Genomic DNA, 17399 nt, shown 5'->3' with positions numbered 1-17399 from the left:
TTCACACTTGTTGCGGTGAACAGCACTTCATACGACTTCAGGTCGCACGGACAATTCCGTGTCAGTGACTTTTCTAAATTAGTATTTAATGAATAACTACAGGTATAACAAAGTAATTGTTGAGCGCTAATGGGAAGAATTGGTTTATGGTGCGAAAGCAACTGAATTCATATAAAATAGCATAACTAATTGATTCCTATATTTATCAGAGGCAAAGATGAAAAAAACTTTAATTGCAATCAGCTGTACAGCGATCATCGGTGGTGGTGCCTTGGTTGCCAATAACATGTTGATTAAGAATGCAGCAGAAACTGTGACCAGTGAAGTTGAAAGCTCACTAATTGGACTAAAAAACCAATTCATTGATGCCCAACTGATCGATACGGAAATCAACAATAACAATATCAAGCAGAATTTCGCTATCTACATAAACAATGGTTCAAAAAGACTTCCTGAACCAATCTACCTAAGCCACACAGCAACGGTTGCGCCATTCGGACTTAGCGTTGAAGGTAATTTTAGTCTCCCGAAGGATAAAGGACTTACCTCAACGTTAATCAGAGAGGTAGCAAGCTTAAATGAAAGCATAAAATACACATTCGATACCAGCAATCAGTCTTTAGATCTACAAAGCAACTTCTCACTTGGAGAAATCAATACAGGCCGCTCAAGCAACTTCAAACTTGGCGATGTTGAGATTCTGTTTAAAGGCAATAAAGAAGCCTTCACTACATCCACAAAAATTGACGGAATTAGAATCTCTGAAAGAAGAGAACAGGCCTATATAAACGGCATTGAGCTTAAGTCAAATATCACTAATGACACCCATAATACTGAAATAATTGCAAATGATGGAGGTTTCAACGATCGATCTGGTGGATTTAGCTTCAAAGACGCGAAGTTTCATTCAGCAATTACAATTGAAGACAATACGAGCCTGAAGCTTGATTGGAAAGTTGACTCACTAGATCTTCAATCTCCAAACATCACCCAACTATCGAACAAACTTGGCTTAAGTGGTGAGATTAAAGGAGTTAATACTCAAGAGCTTAATAGCTTCATCGGTTTGATTGAAAGAAATCCTACAGAGGAAACAATTGAGGCTGCTTTTAAATCCATAATAGGTAATGGGATCAAATTCGAGAATATCAACATCTTCGTTAATGACTCAAGTTCCGATGGAGAAATTGAAATAATGCCTAAAAATTATAAAGGCTTAACTAACCGAGAATCAGAAGAGGCATTTGAGAAGTCCCTTAAAGTTGACTTCAATGTCACTATCACACCAAAGCTAGTTAAATTACTTGAAATCAACCAAAACGCATTGGACAGACTGTGGAACGAAGAAGAGTCAGGTAACTACACCACAACGATCAAGCAATCACTTGGGAAGACATTCATCAATGGCGTCGAAGCGAACTAACATTTCGTTCAAAAGTCTATTGCCGCCTTGCTATTTGAACATGCTAGGCGGCATGAATTCTCAGCTAAAGTACCAAAAGTACTCCATATATAGTAACGCCTTTCTTCACCGCATAAAATTAACTCAAAAGTTTTAAATATCCCTATGGTCGATACTGCATATCTGAGAAATTCTGAAGGGTAGACTCGGTCGGATTACCTCTTATAGGGTTAATATATATAAACACGATATTTACTATCTCGAACTCTAACCAACAATGGGGCAAATCCGTGTTAGCCCAACCTCCCTCGGTAATCACACCAACCTCAAATTCCCTCCTAATCTCCCCTTAATCCGTATTTTCGACCCATTATGATTTCGTGGAAAGGGGAGGAACTGAATGCCGATGGCGACATGCGCATTTTCACATTCAGCGCCAAAGAAGATTCTCCCCCTCGGTCGTCAATCTAGAGAGGGGGATGAACTCAACTTGAGGGGGAGTTAGAGGGGGAGGGTGTTTCAAAATCGACGAATACACGGCAGCCTATCAGCTATTGAAAGCACTGCGATTGAGCCTGATATGAATGGAACGCACATACGTTCCAATTGAAAGGTTTAGCGTTCTAAAACTCACAACGTATAAGCGTTATTCGATTCCAGCCACTCTTTTACCGCTCGGTTAAAAGTGACTAACTTCTGCGGTGTTACTCTTCTTTGAGCATAGATAAGGCTTAGCTTTTGGGCTTTTATCGACCACTCAGGGAACACGTGAATAAGCTCACCTTGTTTGAGCTGCTCTTCAACTTGATAGAACGGCAAGCTGGCGACACCTATCCCTTGCATCGCTAACTCTAAAATTGAACTGTAGGTATTAGAGCTAACACTTCCGGTTACTTCAACATGGTAGGTTTGTTCGCCATTGCTCAACTCCAGCTGATTCCAGCGTTCATTTTGACTGTTAAGAATGAAGCTACATTTGTGGATGTCTTTGGTGGTGGCGATTGGGTAAGTTGATGCGTAATCCGCACTGCAAACGAGAACATTGCGGATGTGCCCGAGATCGTTGGCAATCACATCATTAGGCAGTTCATCGTAGGCTCGGAAAGCAATGTCAAAGTCGCCAGACTCTATCTTCTTTTTCATCGGCCCAAAGTCGAGAATCAAATCCACTTTTGGATACTCTTGCTTGAAAGTAGGGATGATATGACGACAAAGCGCACGCCCAAACTCTATCGGGGCGGTAATTTTCAAATCGCCTGCCACTTCCTGCGTCATGTCTAAGACACGCATTTCCGCTTCGATTGCTAATAGTTGAATTTGCTTCGCTTTCGAATACAACTCTTCACCCACTTCCGTGAGGCTGATAGAACGAGTCGTTCTGTGAAACAGCTTAGAATTCAATGTTTCTTCGAGTCGTTGTACATGCCGAGACACCAAACCTTTTGACACATCCAATACTTCAGCGGCCTTGGTGAAGCTTTGCTCTTCGGCGACAGTCAAGAAGGTCTGCATATAAATCAAATTCATCATTAACACCATTTAGTAAACAGTGAAGTCATTTTGTACTGTTTTTCTCACTCCTTCAAGCAACTAAGATTCAAAACGTAAACAGAAAGGAGAAGAACAATGAACAAATTACTACTTATTACCGCTGCAATGGCTGCCTCTATGAATGTTTCAGCTGCCTCTGTTGTAGAAAGCAACCCAACATTGGTTGGAGACTCATTCGGCTTTGTTGAAGGCCCTACATGGGATGTGGAACATCAACGTTTCTTGTTTAGCGATATTCCAAATAACACAACCTATTCTTACGACCTTAACGGCAAGTTGAGCGTTTTTGATGACAATTCTGGCTATGCCAATGGTCTCGATATTGATGCCAAAGGCAACCTGTGGGCTGCCCGCCATGATAGAAAGCTGTCGTACCGTCAGGGCAACGGAGAGAAAGTGATTGTCGCTGCAACGTATAACGGCAAGCTGCTTAATAGCCCGAACGATTTAACCGTTAATAGCGATGGAAGCGTGTGGTTTACCGATCCTCCGTTTGGTATCCAAGGTTACGGCCCAGCAAAGGCAGAACCAGAGCAAGCGGTTAATGGCGTTTATCGTTACCTAAATGGTGATCTAAAGTTGATCACTGGAGAGTTCAAGTTACCAAACGGCATCGCTTTTTCTTCTGATGAATCTTCGTTATACGTTGCCGACACATCTGATGGCTGGGTATACCGATTTGATGTTGATGGACAGTCACTCAGCAATAAGACGCAATTTGCTCAAGTGAAAGCGGAGTCTGGCTCTGAACCTATGGTTGATGGCGTTGCTGTTGATGCCGATGACAACCTCTTTGTTGCAGCGCATGGTGGCGTGGGTGTGTTCGATAAAGACGGTAAGCAAATAGACTTCATTGCTATCGATGCGGGCCATATCAGCAATCTAGAAATTGGCGGGAAACAGCAAGATTTACTGATGGTAACGGCATACAACAAAGTGTTGGTGTTCAAGCTTAAGTAACACCTTATACAAACGAAAATAAAAAAGGGACGGGTAGAAATACCGGTCCCTTTTCTCATTTGAATAGGTCGAAAGTGGGTTAGCTCGATGCGCTGCAAGGATGCTGCTGGCAATTAAGACTTAGTCTGATTGGCTTCTATATCAAGCGCCGTTTGATTTGGCTTACTGAAGTACTTCTTCCACTTTATTGGCATCATCGGAATGACGATCAGGCTGATGCCGACAAGGGTCAACATGTCTGGAATCTCATCAAACCACATCACGCCAAATAAGGTCACGAACACCAACCCCGAGTATTCCGCGAGAGCAATTTGGTTTGCTGGTGCTTTTTTATAAGCCACCACCACAAGGGCATGGTATCCAAGAACGAACAGGTTGATTGCCATAATCCACCCAACATGACGCCATTCAATCGCCGCCCATGCAGGTAGAGCAAGAGCCAACGCCAGCGGTAGAGTCATCACACTGGTCCAAAATAGTGTCGAGATAATGTGTTGTTCTGCGTGAAGACGTTTAATCAAAATATTGCCGACACCCATCGCGAGCGCACTGCCTAACCCTGCAATAGCGGCCCAGTGAAATTGCTCTGGACGCAACACGATTAACACACCCACGAAACCAATCAATGTCGCCACCACTTTTGATGATGTCGGCTTCTCTTTCAGTAAAACAATAGAAAGCGGGAGCATAAGAATGGGCCCAACATAGAACATCGCATTTGCGGTCGCCAACGTTAGGTGTGTGATGGCAATCATTGCGCAGCCACTACCTACTAGGATGAATTGAGCCCGTAAGAAGTTGATGCGACAGCCACCTTGCATGCGCGTCTCTCTGGGTAGCTTTAGCCAAAAAGGAAGCAGCAACATCACGCTCAATAGCTGGCGGATAAACACATATTGGAACGTGGGCACTTCGCCATTCAGTACTTTTAGTGAAACGTCTGAAAAGGAGGCGAGCAGGTTGGCGAATACTAAGAGCAAAATCGCGTGGTTGGTGGCTTTGGTCATACAGAAACGGCGCTACATATTTGTCATACAATTATGGGCGCACATAATACATGAGAATCGAAAATATGTAAGAACAAAAAACCAAGTAAGAACAATGTCGTTCGATGCTTAGTGATATGGGGTGCGAGATCTGCTATTACGACCTGAGTTCAGTAGGTGAGTGCCCAGTCCAATTCGGTATTTATCGAATAATCGAATGAATATGCAACAATATCAGCGCATTGGAGATCATCGCTGTTTGAGCCTACTTGGCAGAGAGACACTGTCGGGTAGGATCTCGCAGCTCAATAATGGTATTGCCTGTGTCTTTTCGTTTGAAAGCAGAGTCATTAACTTGAGCATTGCTGAAGTCAGTGCGAAACAAGTCGGCACGCAGTAAATCGACGTTGAGCATTTGGGCGTAACTCATGTTGTCGTTACGTAGGTCAGCATCGCGGAAGCTCGTATTGTTGAGGTTCGCGTGGCTGAAATTGGCATAGGTGATGTCAGCCTCATTCATGTTCGCACCCGATAAATCGGCGCCACTAAAATCAGTACGTATCAGGTTGGCGCAACGAAGGTCAACATCTTGAAGCGCTAGATTACTTAGATCGGTATTACCTAATTGTGCTCGTTCGCCGCCTTGGTTTTCCAACCACAATTTATGCTGTTCTAAAATAGAATCGAGTTGTTGTTGAGTGTATTTATTCATACTTCACACCACAAATTGAATCAGAGATACCGGTATTGGGCATCTCTTTCTCGCGTCTCCGTTTATCGCGACTTAGCTAATCTTGCTCTGCCATATTTCGCTGTCTGGGCCGATAACACAGTCACCATCAACTCTCATTGATAAGCGAATCTGACAACGTTTAACCACTTCTTGGAAATCATCTTCTGGCAAGTAACGAACAGAGTCGACCAAAGCTTTGCAGTGAGGCGCGGTTTGTTCTTTCAAGGTGTAAAACACCCATTTGCCTTTCTTATCGTGGTTAAGTAGCCCAGCTTTGTAGAGCATTTTTAGGTTGCGAGATACGTTGTATTGGGTTTCACCTATGATGTCGATTGCTTCAGCGACAGCCATGCATTCGTCAACATGCAGGAACAACCAGAACAATCTCAGTCGATTAGGTTCTGATAAGGCTTTTAGCGAATCAATGTATTTTTCATCCATCATGGTTTTACCTTTTCAACTTAGTCGCACCACTCTCAATGAGCGGCGCGAAGCTTTATATTTTTCAGTGTGTCCGATTTTACACAACGTATTGGAAGATAGCGCCACCAATGATGGCGGTCGTTAAGACTATTCCCACAAACGCGATTACGGCTTTTCTTTTAAGAACTGCAGATACTAGCGCGATTTCAGGCAAACTGGCACCTGTACCGCCAATAATTAATGCCAATGCAGCACCTAAGCCCATTCCCTTAGCAATTAATACGTTAAGTAGTGGAATTGCCATCTCGATACGTAAGTAAAGCGGGATACCAATCAATGAAGCGACCACGATAGATTGGAAGCTGTCGCCACCCACGTATTTCTCTACTAAGTCTGCAGGTAGGTAAGCCGCCGAGAAGCCACTGATCGCCGCACCTAAAAGTACATACGGGATGATTCGTTTGAACAAAGACCAAGCTCCACCCATTGCATTACGTATTCTTGATGCGGAAGAAGGGGTTGCGCTGCACGAGTTACTCGCATTGATTGAGCTATCTGAACAGCTTTTTCTTTTGGTGTCTTCAAGTTCAGCGCCGCGTTTGATCTCGTTTCTCCAAGGTGATTTGGAAATCAAGTAACCACCAAGAACCGCTGCGGTAAAGGTGACCAAGAAGTACACCACGGTGATCTTCAATCCGAACGAGGCGTACACCATCGCCAATACGATGAAGTTACACAGCGGTGACGAGATGATGAAGCTCATCACAGTGCCTAATGATGCGCCCATCGACGCCATTGCCATGGTCACCGGAACCACGGCTGCGCTACAAAATGGGGTCAACATCCCGAACAATGCGCCTAGTAAGGTTCCCCATTTGTCGTGTTTGGTCAGCGTCGCTTGGAGTTTATCTTGAGGGATATACTCTCGCATGATGCCTGTAAGCACCGACACAATCGCGATGATAACAACCAGCCCTTTGGCCACATAAAAGAACTCATTTAACGCAATAACTAATTTAGCATCCACAATTGGAATCTCTAGCAAGTAAAAAGAGATCTGAATAATATACATATATGCACGATTGTGCAAATGTGTATATTTAATTGTCATGTAATGCAAGTTAAGAAGGGTGTTAAGTGACGAGGGAAATTAAAGATATTGCTAGTGACTGCGTTGTCATTAAGTCTCTATTTTCCAATTGATTGAGTTGTTTTCGTCGATGACCAATAGATCGGCATACGCGCTTTCAACCACTTGACCAAGTTTGCCTTCTTGGTATGGCTAGATCTTATAAAATGTTAAATCGGTGTCAGTATTTAGGGGCTCTGACATTGGTCTGAAATTTAAGTTCGTTCTATGAGGCAACATCCTTACATCAAGAAAAATATATGCTTAAGGATTAACTCATGAAAAAACAAAATATCTCGGCAGTCGCCCTTCTAGCACTGATTATTACGGGTTGTGGTGGAGAGAGTTCATCAGGAGGTGACAGCACAACGTCTAATAACGCTAATGTTCCAAGTAATCCAAGTAATCCAAGTAATCCAAGTAATACCGGCTCATCATCTACCTCTCAGCAGCCTGACATTAAAGCTCTTAGCAACAATATGATTTTTGCGATCGAAGGTTTTATCGAAGAAACGGATCCAATCAGAAATTTCTCATCTATTACCGTCAAAAATGAGCTGCCTGCGTTCAAGAGTGGAGATACTCAGGAGGTTGATGTGACTATCGCTGTACCAACAATCGTTATCGATAATGGCAGCAACTTTGTTAACGATTGGCACTGTTACGAAACCACAGGATTAAGCGCGCAAAGGAAGGATCATCAGTTACTTGTGGACGGTACAATTTCTGAATATCGATACGATATGCAAAGTAACTCTTGTTCTAGTGAGCTCTTGGGATCGTATGTGTTTAACGATGCGGTGTTCGACAGTTCGTTGGAATTTAAAACCGTTGGCAGCGTAGTTTCCAAAGATGGGAGCGGCACAGAGTCTAATTTACCTACTTACGATTTTATCGCTCAAGCTTATGGAGAGCAGTCAAAAGAGCGGTTTGGTGATTCGTGGGAATTATTACAGCGCGACAAAATTAACGCAGCAGCTAAGGAGGTTGGGGCCTCGATCTTTGAGTTGAACACTTCATCTGGAAAGATCGATTTGGATCTAGGTCAGCTTAATAGCGACACTCTCATCGATTTCGCTTCACTAGATACAAATCAATTATTGAATGGTGCGATTTGGGGGATGCCCGGTCAAGGCGTTGCCGATGAAAAATGGTGCCGAATTGTGAATATTCCAGAAGATCTAAGTCAGAACAGTATCAAGTACCAATCTGTTATCTCGACAAATTGTGCGAGGTCGACACAACGTTATTGTGATGCCTTTGGTTCATCGTTTTCGAGTGGTAACTACCCACCAGCAGCTCCTATCGCTTGGGACAATAATACGGCGAGTAATGCCCAGTTGAACTCAGATGAGCAGTACCGAAGAGATGCTCAAGGTCACTTTGTTGTGAACAGTTCTGGTCAGAATGCGTTTGTCCTCTCATCCAATTCGGTTGTGATTCCTATTTTCGGTTACACCAGTCCACGAAGTGATGGGCAAATTAACAATGCCGGTCTTAATAGTTGGGCTGGTCACGAAGGTCACTGCCAAAACGTGATGAATAGCCGACACACAAAGATGGGGATTGGATACAAAGCCAGTAAGTCAGATGCATCAAAGGTGTCTTATTGGACGCAAGATTTCAATTAACACACTCATTGCTTAAATATGGGGCATCCATTTAGCGTCTCTATTCTTTCTTTAGTTGGTAGTGGCAGGTTACTTGGTAGTAGTAGATCATTCGACAGTGGCAGGTTACCTGGTAGCTGCAGATCACTCGAGAGTGCCATTTTACTTTACAGTGATACGTGGGCGATCAGGATTATTGAAGGTGAGGGGGCGAAGACACTATGACGATTCATTTGTGTTGTGAATGATTTTGAGTAGTGTCATGAAATGGTAAGTTTTGCTTCGATTCGAACGCTAAGATGTATTTCAAATCAAGGCTACTTATCAAATTAGAGAGAGACAGAATGATTAAATCAGACAAAGTTTACGGGTTCAACACACCACAACGTCTATTCGTAGGTTACACGTTAGCCGTGCTGGTGGACTTGGTCGTACTTAACTTCTTCGATGAGTACTGGGACTTCGTCAACATTGAGTCTTTCACTATCTCTTTGATTGCGGCGTTGTTGTTGAAGCTCTCTATTGGTTTAGAGCACAAGATTGCCGAGCACTTCAAAAGCAAGCCGGGCACCGCGCCTAAGGTTTACCGAGCAATCACCACTTATATCATCTTGGTGGGCTCAAAATTCGTGATGCTAGAAGCGATTAACCTTCTGTTCGGAGATAAGGTGAGTTTTACAGGCCCTTGGGGCGGTGTTGTCGCGTTCTTCGCGGTGGTATTTACGATTCTGGTTGCTGAAGTGATTGTATCGAAGATCTACTTTGCTCTGGATGACAAACAAGATTCAAATGTGAAAGCGCTTAAAGAGACCAACGCGTAACACAACATAAAATACCTATGTGAATAACAGACGAGCCAGCTGAATAAGCTGGCTCGTTTTCGTTTGAGTTGCGATAACCAATTCGATACGCTAATTGGCTTTATTTTTCGTAAACCACATCCCCGCGTAACACCGTCATCAACACCTGAGTCTTAGCGATTTGTCTTGCTGACACTGTGGTGATGTCGCGTTCGAGAATGGCGAAGTCAGCGGATTTCCCCACCTCAATAGAACCTGTTACGTCTTCAATTCCAAGACTTTTGGCGGCATTGAGTGTGTAAGCATCAATCGCGGTATAAATATCAGTTAGGCCGGTTTTGCCCATGATTAAGCTGTTCGCGATGCCGACCAAAGGGTTGATGTCGTGTACATTCCAATCACTGCTTAAGGTGATATTCGCGTCGGTCTTGAGTATCGCGTCGAGGTTCATCATGGCTTTGGCACGGCGAGCACCAAGAAAAGCTTCGGCCCATTGGTGTTGATGCCTTGCAACGTAATCAGAGCCGACTTGGAAATCTGCGGTCACGTCTAATTGGCGAAAGCGTGGCACATCTTCATCATTGATTAATTCGACATGGGTTAGGATGTAGGGTTTGGTTGAACCTTGTTTGCGAATACTTTCTATCGCATCAAGAGATTCACGAACCGCTCCATCACCAATGGCATGAATGTGGGCGCTAAAGCCGATTTTCTCGAGCGCAGTTAGCCACTCCTTCATTTGTTCTGGTGGAATATAGTTCAAGCCATTAGGAGACTGGGGCAGATAAGTATCTAAGTAGGGCGCGAGTGTTTTGGCGGTGCCGTTGATGAAGATGCCATCGCTGTACATTTTCACCTGATCGACAAGTAACAGACGGCTTTTATCGTCGGAATACATCTTCTCAAAGACTTCTAATTGAGAAGGCATTGCCATCGATGGATACACCCAAGGGCGCAGCGATACACGCGCCGTTAAGTCTTGATTTTGCTCGGCCTCTAGCCAAACGTCATACCAACCTCGTTTCCAATACATGCGACCGTCGCCAATGGTAGTGATGCCGTGGGCTGCCGCTTCTTCAAGCCCGAACATTAACCCTTGGTAGCTTTGCTCAAACAGTTCGCTTTGTCTGCTCCAAGCCATCTCCATCAGTTGATCGCCAGCATTGTCTAATAAGATGCCATTGAGCTTACCGCTGTCTTGGTCTTTTAAATAAACACCGCCTTGTGGGTCTGAAGATTGTTGGCTGATTCGAGCGATTTTTAGTGCTTTTGAGTTGACCCACATCGAGTGTGAAGTCTGCTCCATGATCACCACTGGGCGATCCGGGAAGATACTGTCGATGATCTCTAGCGGTGTATAGTCAGAGTCGCTATCGAGCGTTGCTTCTAAAGAAAAACCATAACCCATTAGCCAACCTCTGCCATCGGTATCAGCATTGATCTTACACGCTTCTAAGTAGGGGATTTGCTCTTCTAATGTTGCTTCAGAGTCGAGTTCACAATTGCCACCCAGCTCTGAGGCGGCTTCAAACACATGGTTATGGTTGTCAATGAACCCCGGCAAGACAAAGGCATTGTCTAGATCAATGACATCAGTGCTTTGCCCTTGAAAAGTTTGCGCCTGTGATTGGTTACCGATAAAGATGATCTTGCCTTTGTGGGTAACGATCGAGTCTGACTCGCGATGCCCATATATATCTGCATTGGTAAAAATTTGGTCAGCACTTTGGCTTTTAACAGTTGTTTGCGCTTGAACTGCTGTTTGTGTTTGAACTGCTGTTTGCGCTTGGACAACGGTGTTGGCTTGTGCAAGAACCGGCGCTACGGCCGTTAAGCTTGCGAGTAATGCTATCCATGCAGTGCATGGCAGAGTGAGCTTGTTGTTCATTATTATGTCTTCCATGTTCCACTGTTTAGTAAGTATAGAAAGCGAGTGGCAAGTGTGAAACTCTACATGAATGACAAATAAAAACCGCTATTAATCAATAAATTGTGGTTTGAATAAGCCTTTCATCACGACTCTTGTCTTAGGCTCTTACGCAGATCTTTCTTATATTCGTCATAAGAGTTATAGCCATAGAATTTCCAGGTGTGGTCACCTTTAATATTGTGACTGTAGGTGATCTCGCCGATCCACTGTTGACGTGTGGCAAGAATCATATCGCGAATTTTTAATAATAAAGTGTCCATAGTTGCTCTCCTGATTAAGTTCACTTGCAGTATATTTATCGGAGACGAAGAGAAGAGTACCGTCAGCGCAATGTTCAATACTTTTCAGTCAATGTGCTGATTTGGGTGGTTTGTTACGTATACTTTCAATATTAAAAGGTCATTGAGTATCGTAATGAAAGGTTACTTGGAAAAAGTGCCACAACGAGTTGGCATGTCTTGGCGCTATAAGAAAATTGTCGAGAACAGTAAAAGCTATGGTTGGCACCGACATGAAGAGTACGAGATAGCGATACATCGTCACTTTGCTGGCCATAGTTTTATTGGGCACCATCAAAGCGATGTGTCTCATAATCACATGATTTTGGTTGGGCCGGACTTGCCTCATGCTATTTATTCTGAAGAGAGCGCAGACGACTCGCGAATATGTGAAACGCACGTGATTTGGTTTCGTAAAGACTGGATAGAGCCGTTGATAGACAGCTGTCGAGAGCTCGAACCGTTGCGTGCTTTGCTGGAAGATTCAAAGAAAGGATTGCAGTTCTCTCCCAGTTCGGCGGAGAAGGCAACGGAATTGTTAGATAGGGTGATGGAGAAACCGCCACACCAACAGTTACTCACCTTATTCTCATTGTTTTCGGTGTTACTTGATGACGAAGAGGTGGTGCAGTTGATTAACCCGATCTTTAAGGCCTGCGAAGGTGATGAGATCAGCGATAAGATAAATAAGGTCGAAGCCTTCTTAATGAATCACTTCATTCAAGATATCTCGATTAACGATTTAGCCAGTCATCTATACATCAGTGAGAGTAGTGTTAGGCGCTTGTTTCAAAAACATTATAAAGAGAGCTTCAGTCAACGGCTTAAAAAGATCAGGTTGAATGTCTCGTGCGACTTGCTGATTAATACGTCATTGCCTGTCAGTTTGATCTTGGAGAAAGTGGGATACGATAACCAAGCCAACTTCAATCGTCAGTTTAAATCCTATAAACAGGTGACACCGACTCAATATCGAATAGCAATGAAACGCCATTGATTCATTCGCAGACTAAACGATTCACATAAGATTCTGAATAAATTACAGTTAGGTGAACTTTAAAAATGGATTTAACGTATTACCAAGGATGTAAGTTTATGTTTTCACAAGGCTTACTCGCATTACTAATAAAAACAAGCCGAGGTTAGGATGAAAAAAATATTATTGCTGCTTAGTGTGATTCTATTGGGTGGTTGCGTGGGCATGCCTGAAACAGTAAAGCCCGTTCAACAGTTTGAATTGGATAGATACTTAGGGAAATGGTACGAAGTGGCTCGTTTAGACCATTCGTTTGAGCGTGGCTTAGACAACATCAGTGCCGAATACAGTCTACGTGATGATGGTGGCGTGAAGGTGATTAACCGCGGCTATTCGGCTGAAGATGGCGAATGGAACGAAGCGGAAGGCAAGGCGTATTTTGTCGAAGGCAGCGAACAAGGCTATTTGAAAGTGTCTTTCTTTGGCCCCTTCTACGGAGCTTATGTGGTGTTTGAGTTGGACAAAGAGAACTACCAATACGCGTTTGTTTCGGGCCCAGATACTGACTACTTGTGGTTACTTTCAAGAACACCAGAGGTTGCGCCAGAAGTGATGGAGAAGTTCAAAGCGATGTCTAAAGAGCGTGGCTTCAATACTGATGAATTGATTTACGTTGAGCACAGCAAATAAGCTGAGCGCGCTAGGTTAACGACAGTTGATTGAGAAAAAGGAACAGATGATGAGTTCATCTGTTCCTTTTTTATTGGTTTGGTTTTGTATGAACTAGCCTTGTCGACGAACCTGCAACACGCTGAGTATCGATAGTGATAGGAAGAACGCAGGGTCACTCCAACCAAAACCAACAAAAATGCCTGTAAACGCGGCATACAAGGTGATGATGGCACCCAGCATGTTGGTCACAACCAAACCTTGTACGAGCTTTTTGGCACTGACTCCGGGCTCAATATCTCGCAATAACCAGCTTATCGCGGCAATACCACCCAAAAAGATACTGGTGTGTTGAGAGAGAAAGTAAGCGTACTTATCATTAATTTCCACGCCGTACATGGGCCACATTACCGTTGGGATAAAAAACAGTGCGATGGCAAACCCTGCGTAAATAATGCCGTGTAGGCTAAGAAAAGTTTTGTTGTTCATTACGTATCTCTCTACTTATTACTTAGCGACTTAGCGACTTAGCGACTTAGCGACTTAGCGATTCAGTATCTTTGTTGTCATTCAGCGAATGAACAAGTTTGATTAACCGTTGATTGGGCCTCTATTAATGGTAGTTAATGGCTGATTGACGTCAAAAATCACCCCACGCACTTCCGCTACGCCCATCTCTTTTAAGCGAGCAGCGTGCATCGCCAGATAGGTTTCAGCACTCAGCTGATCTTCAAATAAGTAGACGCCGCCGCCCAGCTTTTCTGCTTCGCTCTCTGTCCAGATTTTCCAGATCATGCCCGGTTCGTTATTAATAGACTTTGCTAGGTCAACGAGTGCGTTTGACATCTCTTCACCAAATGGGCCGCTAAATTCAAAATCGACTTGTAATAATTTCATGGTTATTTCTCCAAACAGTTACTTGGTGTTGCGCTGAGACTCATGGTCATTTCGCAAAACATAGGAGGCTTGATTGCCTGTTGAAATAGATATTACCTGTAAAAAACAGACAGAAAAGTTCATAATATAGTTATTAACTGTCAGGATTTTAGACCGATGAGATTGAAAACCACCCTCGACCAATGGCAAACGCTTTACGAAATTGACCGTGCAGGCAGCATTCAGGCTGCGGCACTACAATTGAACAAGAGTCACACCACGCTGATCTATGCGCTGAGAAAATTGGAGGACCAATTAGGCGTGACTTTAGTGCAGGTTGAAGGTCGTAGGGCGGTATTGTCGGAGGATGGGAAATCACTGTTGCGCCGTGCGAGCAGTATGTTGGAACAAGCTCGCGAGCTAGAGTTGATCAGTGAACAGTTAGCGAAAGGTGTTGAGTCTGAAATTGTGGTTGCTGTTGATCACTTGTGCTGCCTTGAACGCCTTTATCAACCGATGGCTACATTTTTGGCGGAGAACAACACCACATCGATACAAGTGATTGAAACGTCTCTGTCTAAAACAACCGAAATGGTGACTCAAGAACTGGCAGATGTGGCTATCATCAACTTGCCTATTACTAATTACTCAGCCGAAGCCTTTGGTTTTACGATGATGGAGCCAGTAGTTGCTAGCTCACATCCGTTAGCAAGTGCCGTTTCAGTGTCGTTGAATCAACTGTCGTCTTTGCCACAAATTGTGGTGCGAGATTTAGGTACACGATCTAATCAAGGCACTAAAAGCCAAGGGAACAAACAGGATGTGGGCTGGTTGAAGTCGAGTCAGCGTATTACGGTGGATAATTTCGACCATGCGTTTGGCGCGGTAGAGCAGGGGGTTGGGTATTGTCGACTACCAAAGCACATTGTTGAAAGTCGAGGTAGCGACAAGCTCACTGTGTTGAATGTCGAAAATGGCAGTGGGTATCACGTTCCGCTGCACCTGACTTTACCAAAAGGAGCCAAGACAGGCCCTGCTGCTCAACGTTTCTATGAGTTACTTCTTGAGTCAGCTGCTCCTGCTAACTAACCCTCATTCAGTAGGGCTCAAATTAGCGAGGCTGGTTGCCGTTCAAGAATAGCGCGACACATTCGCGAGTGTAGTGAAGTCTTTCTTCTTCAGATTCTCCGCTGTCGTGTCCGAAGAATCCCCAATACGCCGATTTGCCGTGAAACATCAGCAACAGTTGGCGTGCTGCAATGACTGGCGAGCTTGATGTCGACAGTGTGAGATCACCAGAGTCTATTTTCGACTGCAAATAATCAGCAAGTAACTTGGTGGTTTTCTGAGGCCCAGTTTCTAAATAGATAGAGGCGATCTCTGGATGCGTATTCGCTTGGCTAATGGCATTTTGAAAGGTTTGTCTAGATTGTTCATCAAGTAATAAATCCTGAAACTTCACACCAAATTTCACCAACTCATCACCCACCGCAGCATCCATATCAAAGGCAGCAGGACTGAGTTCTCGCTCCGCACACTTGGTTTGCATGCAGGTTTCGAAAAGTTCGTCTTTGTTTTTAAAGTGAGAGTAGACCGTTTGCTTAGAAACGTTCGCTGCTTTGGCTATCTGGTCCATATTGATCTTGAAGCCATGTTCAGAGAAAAGTTGGCTGGCTGCGGTTAAGATCTGCGATCTCTTCTGTTCACTCTTGATGATTTTAGTCACGTGCTTGCTTCTCGTTACTTAGTGTTGTCTCGTTACCTAGTTTGTCTCTTTGCTTGGTGCCTGTTGGTGCTCAGTTCTATGTGTCTCGTTTTACGCTAAGCATTATGCTTTTTGTGATGGTTTTATCAATCATTAACGATGAAACTTATTTTTAACACAATCAAACTAGACAGTCTAGTTTGATTTGGTTAGTCTAAAAAAAGAACATAATTGAGTACCGCATAGGAACAGTACGTATGTATAAATTGATGAAGGGAAGCGCAGTGGCAGTGGCGTTGTCGGCTTTTCTTGTTGGATGTGGCGAAAAGGAACAAGCCCAAGAGTCGGTTGATTCAACCTCTGAAACGGCATCGAGCGTCCAAACTATTTTAACCGTGGAAACGATGGCCTTGGCGCTGTCTTCCTCTTATGCAGTACAACGCGAATATGTCGGTGTGGTTAAGGCGGGTCAACAGGCCAATTTAGGTTTCGAGTTGGCCGGAAAAGTAAACGAGATTCTGGTGGATGTCGGTGACACAGTCACAACGGGTCAGCCGTTGATCAGACTGGATACCCAACTTTTGGAAACCGAGTCTAGCCAACTGAAAGCGCAGGCTGAAGAAGTCAAAGCTCAATTGAGTTTGGTGGCAGCGAACCTTAAACGTCAACGTTCATTGAAAGCGAAAGGCTTCAGTGCCGAAGCGGAGATTGATTCTCTCACCAGTGAGCAACGCGTATTGCAGGCGAACTTGTTGCGCATCGATGCATCGGTAAAAGGCAATGAACTGAAATTGGTGAAGTCGACAGTGCTTGCGCCTTATTCTGGAACCATCGCGACGCGCTTTGTTTCGCTCGGAGATGTGGTGAATGTGGGTAATCCAACTCTTACACTGCTCGCTTCTGAGGGCAAAGAGGCCTTCATCGGTATTCCTGCTCACCAAATGCAAAAAGTCACCTCACTTTCTTCGCCTAACATCCGAGTTGGGAGAACAGATTATGCCGTGGAGCTATTGAATCCCGGCGCAATGGTCGACACCCAATCTCGCAGTGTCGGTTTGCGTTACCTATTCCCTGAACAATCATCGGTATTGGAAGGGCAACTTGCCTACCTTAAATTTGATGAGCAGATTGATGACTCAGGTTACTGGGTGCCATTAACGGGTTTGATTGATGGATTGCGCGGTGTGTGGAACATCTTTGTGATTGGTGAAGACAATAAGGTTGAACGTAGAAGTGTTCAGGTGTTGTTTGCCAACAATCAACAAGCGTATGTGAGTGGGGCGATTGAAGACGGTGAACAGGTCATCGCCAGTGGTTTACATCGCTTAGTTCCGGGCCAAATCGTGAAACCAGTCAGTGCGGCTGAGTAGG

General features: G+C 44.1%; 18 protein-coding genes. 8 read left to right on the top strand and 10 right to left on the bottom strand.

Annotated elements, in window-relative coordinates:
• The first annotated feature begins 217 nt into the window (after positions 1–217).
• Positions 218–1423 carry a hypothetical protein gene (locus A6D97_RS11015; RefSeq protein WP_017068538.1) on the top strand — a complete coding sequence of 402 codons (1206 nt, stop codon included), beginning with the start codon at positions 218–220 and terminating at the stop codon, positions 1421–1423.
• A gap of 609 nt (positions 1424–2032) precedes the next feature.
• On the opposite strand, the gene A6D97_RS11010 is transcribed toward A6D97_RS11015, so the two are convergent.
• Positions 2033–2929 (bottom strand): LysR family transcriptional regulator, encoded by an 897-nt coding sequence (locus A6D97_RS11010; protein ID WP_065584374.1) that lies wholly within the window; start codon positions 2927–2929, stop codon positions 2033–2035.
• Positions 2930–3028: 99 nt separating this feature from the next.
• Here A6D97_RS11010 and A6D97_RS11005 point away from each other — a divergent pair, with 99 nt between their 5' ends.
• The gene (locus A6D97_RS11005; protein ID WP_065584373.1) at positions 3029–3913 is read left to right on the top strand and encodes an SMP-30/gluconolactonase/LRE family protein; all 885 of its coding nucleotides are present in this window, start codon (positions 3029–3031) and stop codon (positions 3911–3913) included.
• A 113-nt stretch (positions 3914–4026) separates the two neighbouring features.
• Here A6D97_RS11005 and A6D97_RS11000 read toward each other — a convergent pair whose 3' ends face one another.
• The 4 genes from A6D97_RS11000 to A6D97_RS10985 form a co-directional block, all read right to left on the bottom strand.
• Positions 4027–4920 (bottom strand): DMT family transporter, encoded by an 894-nt coding sequence (locus A6D97_RS11000; protein ID WP_017060188.1) that lies wholly within the window; start codon positions 4918–4920, stop codon positions 4027–4029.
• Between the two features lie 244 nt (positions 4921–5164).
• Positions 5165–5611, bottom strand: coding sequence for a pentapeptide repeat-containing protein (locus tag A6D97_RS10995; RefSeq protein ID WP_065584372.1), 447 nt, complete (start codon positions 5609–5611; stop codon positions 5165–5167).
• 72 nt (positions 5612–5683) lie between these two features.
• Positions 5684–6076, bottom strand: a complete 393-nt coding sequence (locus tag A6D97_RS10990) for a metalloregulator ArsR/SmtB family transcription factor (RefSeq protein ID WP_017086141.1) — start codon at positions 6074–6076, stop codon at positions 5684–5686.
• A 76-nt stretch (positions 6077–6152) separates the two neighbouring features.
• Complete coding sequence (locus A6D97_RS10985) at positions 6153–7127, bottom strand: permease (protein WP_065584371.1); 975 nt, start codon at positions 7125–7127, stop codon at positions 6153–6155.
• 335 nt (positions 7128–7462) lie between these two features.
• Between A6D97_RS10985 and A6D97_RS10980 the strand changes: the two genes are divergently transcribed.
• Together A6D97_RS10980 and A6D97_RS10975 are read left to right on the top strand one after the other, a co-directional pair.
• Positions 7463–8815, top strand: a complete 1353-nt coding sequence (locus tag A6D97_RS10980; protein ID WP_065584370.1) for a CAP domain-containing protein — start codon at positions 7463–7465, stop codon at positions 8813–8815.
• 323 nt (positions 8816–9138) lie between these two features.
• Complete coding sequence (locus A6D97_RS10975; RefSeq protein ID WP_065584369.1) at positions 9139–9615, top strand: hypothetical protein; 477 nt, start codon at positions 9139–9141, stop codon at positions 9613–9615.
• A gap of 100 nt (positions 9616–9715) precedes the next feature.
• On the opposite strand, the gene A6D97_RS10970 is transcribed toward A6D97_RS10975, so the two are convergent.
• Together A6D97_RS10970 and A6D97_RS22035 are read right to left on the bottom strand one after the other, a co-directional pair.
• Positions 9716–11482, bottom strand: coding sequence for an amidohydrolase (locus A6D97_RS10970; RefSeq protein ID WP_065584368.1), 1767 nt, complete (start codon positions 11480–11482; stop codon positions 9716–9718).
• Positions 11483–11607: 125 nt separating this feature from the next.
• Positions 11608–11784, bottom strand: a complete 177-nt coding sequence (locus tag A6D97_RS22035) for a hypothetical protein (RefSeq protein ID WP_017086128.1) — start codon at positions 11782–11784, stop codon at positions 11608–11610.
• A 154-nt stretch (positions 11785–11938) separates the two neighbouring features.
• Between A6D97_RS22035 and A6D97_RS10965 the strand changes: the two genes are divergently transcribed.
• Together A6D97_RS10965 and A6D97_RS10960 are read left to right on the top strand one after the other, a co-directional pair.
• Positions 11939–12799: an AraC family transcriptional regulator gene (locus A6D97_RS10965; RefSeq protein ID WP_065584367.1), complete on the top strand. Its 861-nt coding sequence runs from the start codon at positions 11939–11941 to the stop codon at positions 12797–12799.
• 150 nt (positions 12800–12949) lie between these two features.
• Positions 12950–13468 carry a lipocalin family protein gene (locus A6D97_RS10960; RefSeq protein WP_017084640.1) on the top strand — a complete coding sequence of 173 codons (519 nt, stop codon included), beginning with the start codon at positions 12950–12952 and terminating at the stop codon, positions 13466–13468.
• A gap of 93 nt (positions 13469–13561) precedes the next feature.
• Here A6D97_RS10960 and A6D97_RS10955 read toward each other — a convergent pair whose 3' ends face one another.
• Both A6D97_RS10955 and A6D97_RS10950 read right to left on the bottom strand, forming a co-directional pair.
• Positions 13562–13936 carry a hypothetical protein gene (locus tag A6D97_RS10955; protein WP_065584366.1) on the bottom strand — a complete coding sequence of 125 codons (375 nt, stop codon included), beginning with the start codon at positions 13934–13936 and terminating at the stop codon, positions 13562–13564.
• 102 nt (positions 13937–14038) lie between these two features.
• Positions 14039–14344, bottom strand: coding sequence for a monooxygenase (locus A6D97_RS10950; RefSeq protein ID WP_065584365.1), 306 nt, complete (start codon positions 14342–14344; stop codon positions 14039–14041).
• 156 nt (positions 14345–14500) lie between these two features.
• Here A6D97_RS10950 and A6D97_RS10945 point away from each other — a divergent pair, with 156 nt between their 5' ends.
• Entirely contained in the window at positions 14501–15412 is a 912-nt protein-coding gene (locus A6D97_RS10945) for a LysR family transcriptional regulator (RefSeq protein WP_065584364.1), read from the top strand.
• Positions 15413–15434: 22 nt separating this feature from the next.
• Here A6D97_RS10945 and A6D97_RS10940 read toward each other — a convergent pair whose 3' ends face one another.
• Positions 15435–16049: a TetR/AcrR family transcriptional regulator gene (locus A6D97_RS10940; RefSeq protein ID WP_004736309.1), complete on the bottom strand. Its 615-nt coding sequence runs from the start codon at positions 16047–16049 to the stop codon at positions 15435–15437.
• A 236-nt stretch (positions 16050–16285) separates the two neighbouring features.
• On the opposite strand from A6D97_RS10940, the gene A6D97_RS10935 reads away from it, so the two are divergent.
• Positions 16286–17398 (top strand): efflux RND transporter periplasmic adaptor subunit, encoded by a 1113-nt coding sequence (locus A6D97_RS10935; protein WP_065584363.1) that lies wholly within the window; start codon positions 16286–16288, stop codon positions 17396–17398.
• Position 17399: the final 1 nt, after the last annotated feature.

Source organism: Vibrio sp. ZF57 (genome assembly GCF_001691235.1).
GTDB classification, from domain to species: domain Bacteria; phylum Pseudomonadota; class Gammaproteobacteria; order Enterobacterales; family Vibrionaceae; genus Vibrio; species Vibrio crassostreae_C.
Note: the sequence above shows the minus strand (reverse complement) of the source record. Positions and strands in the feature narration are given on the sequence as shown.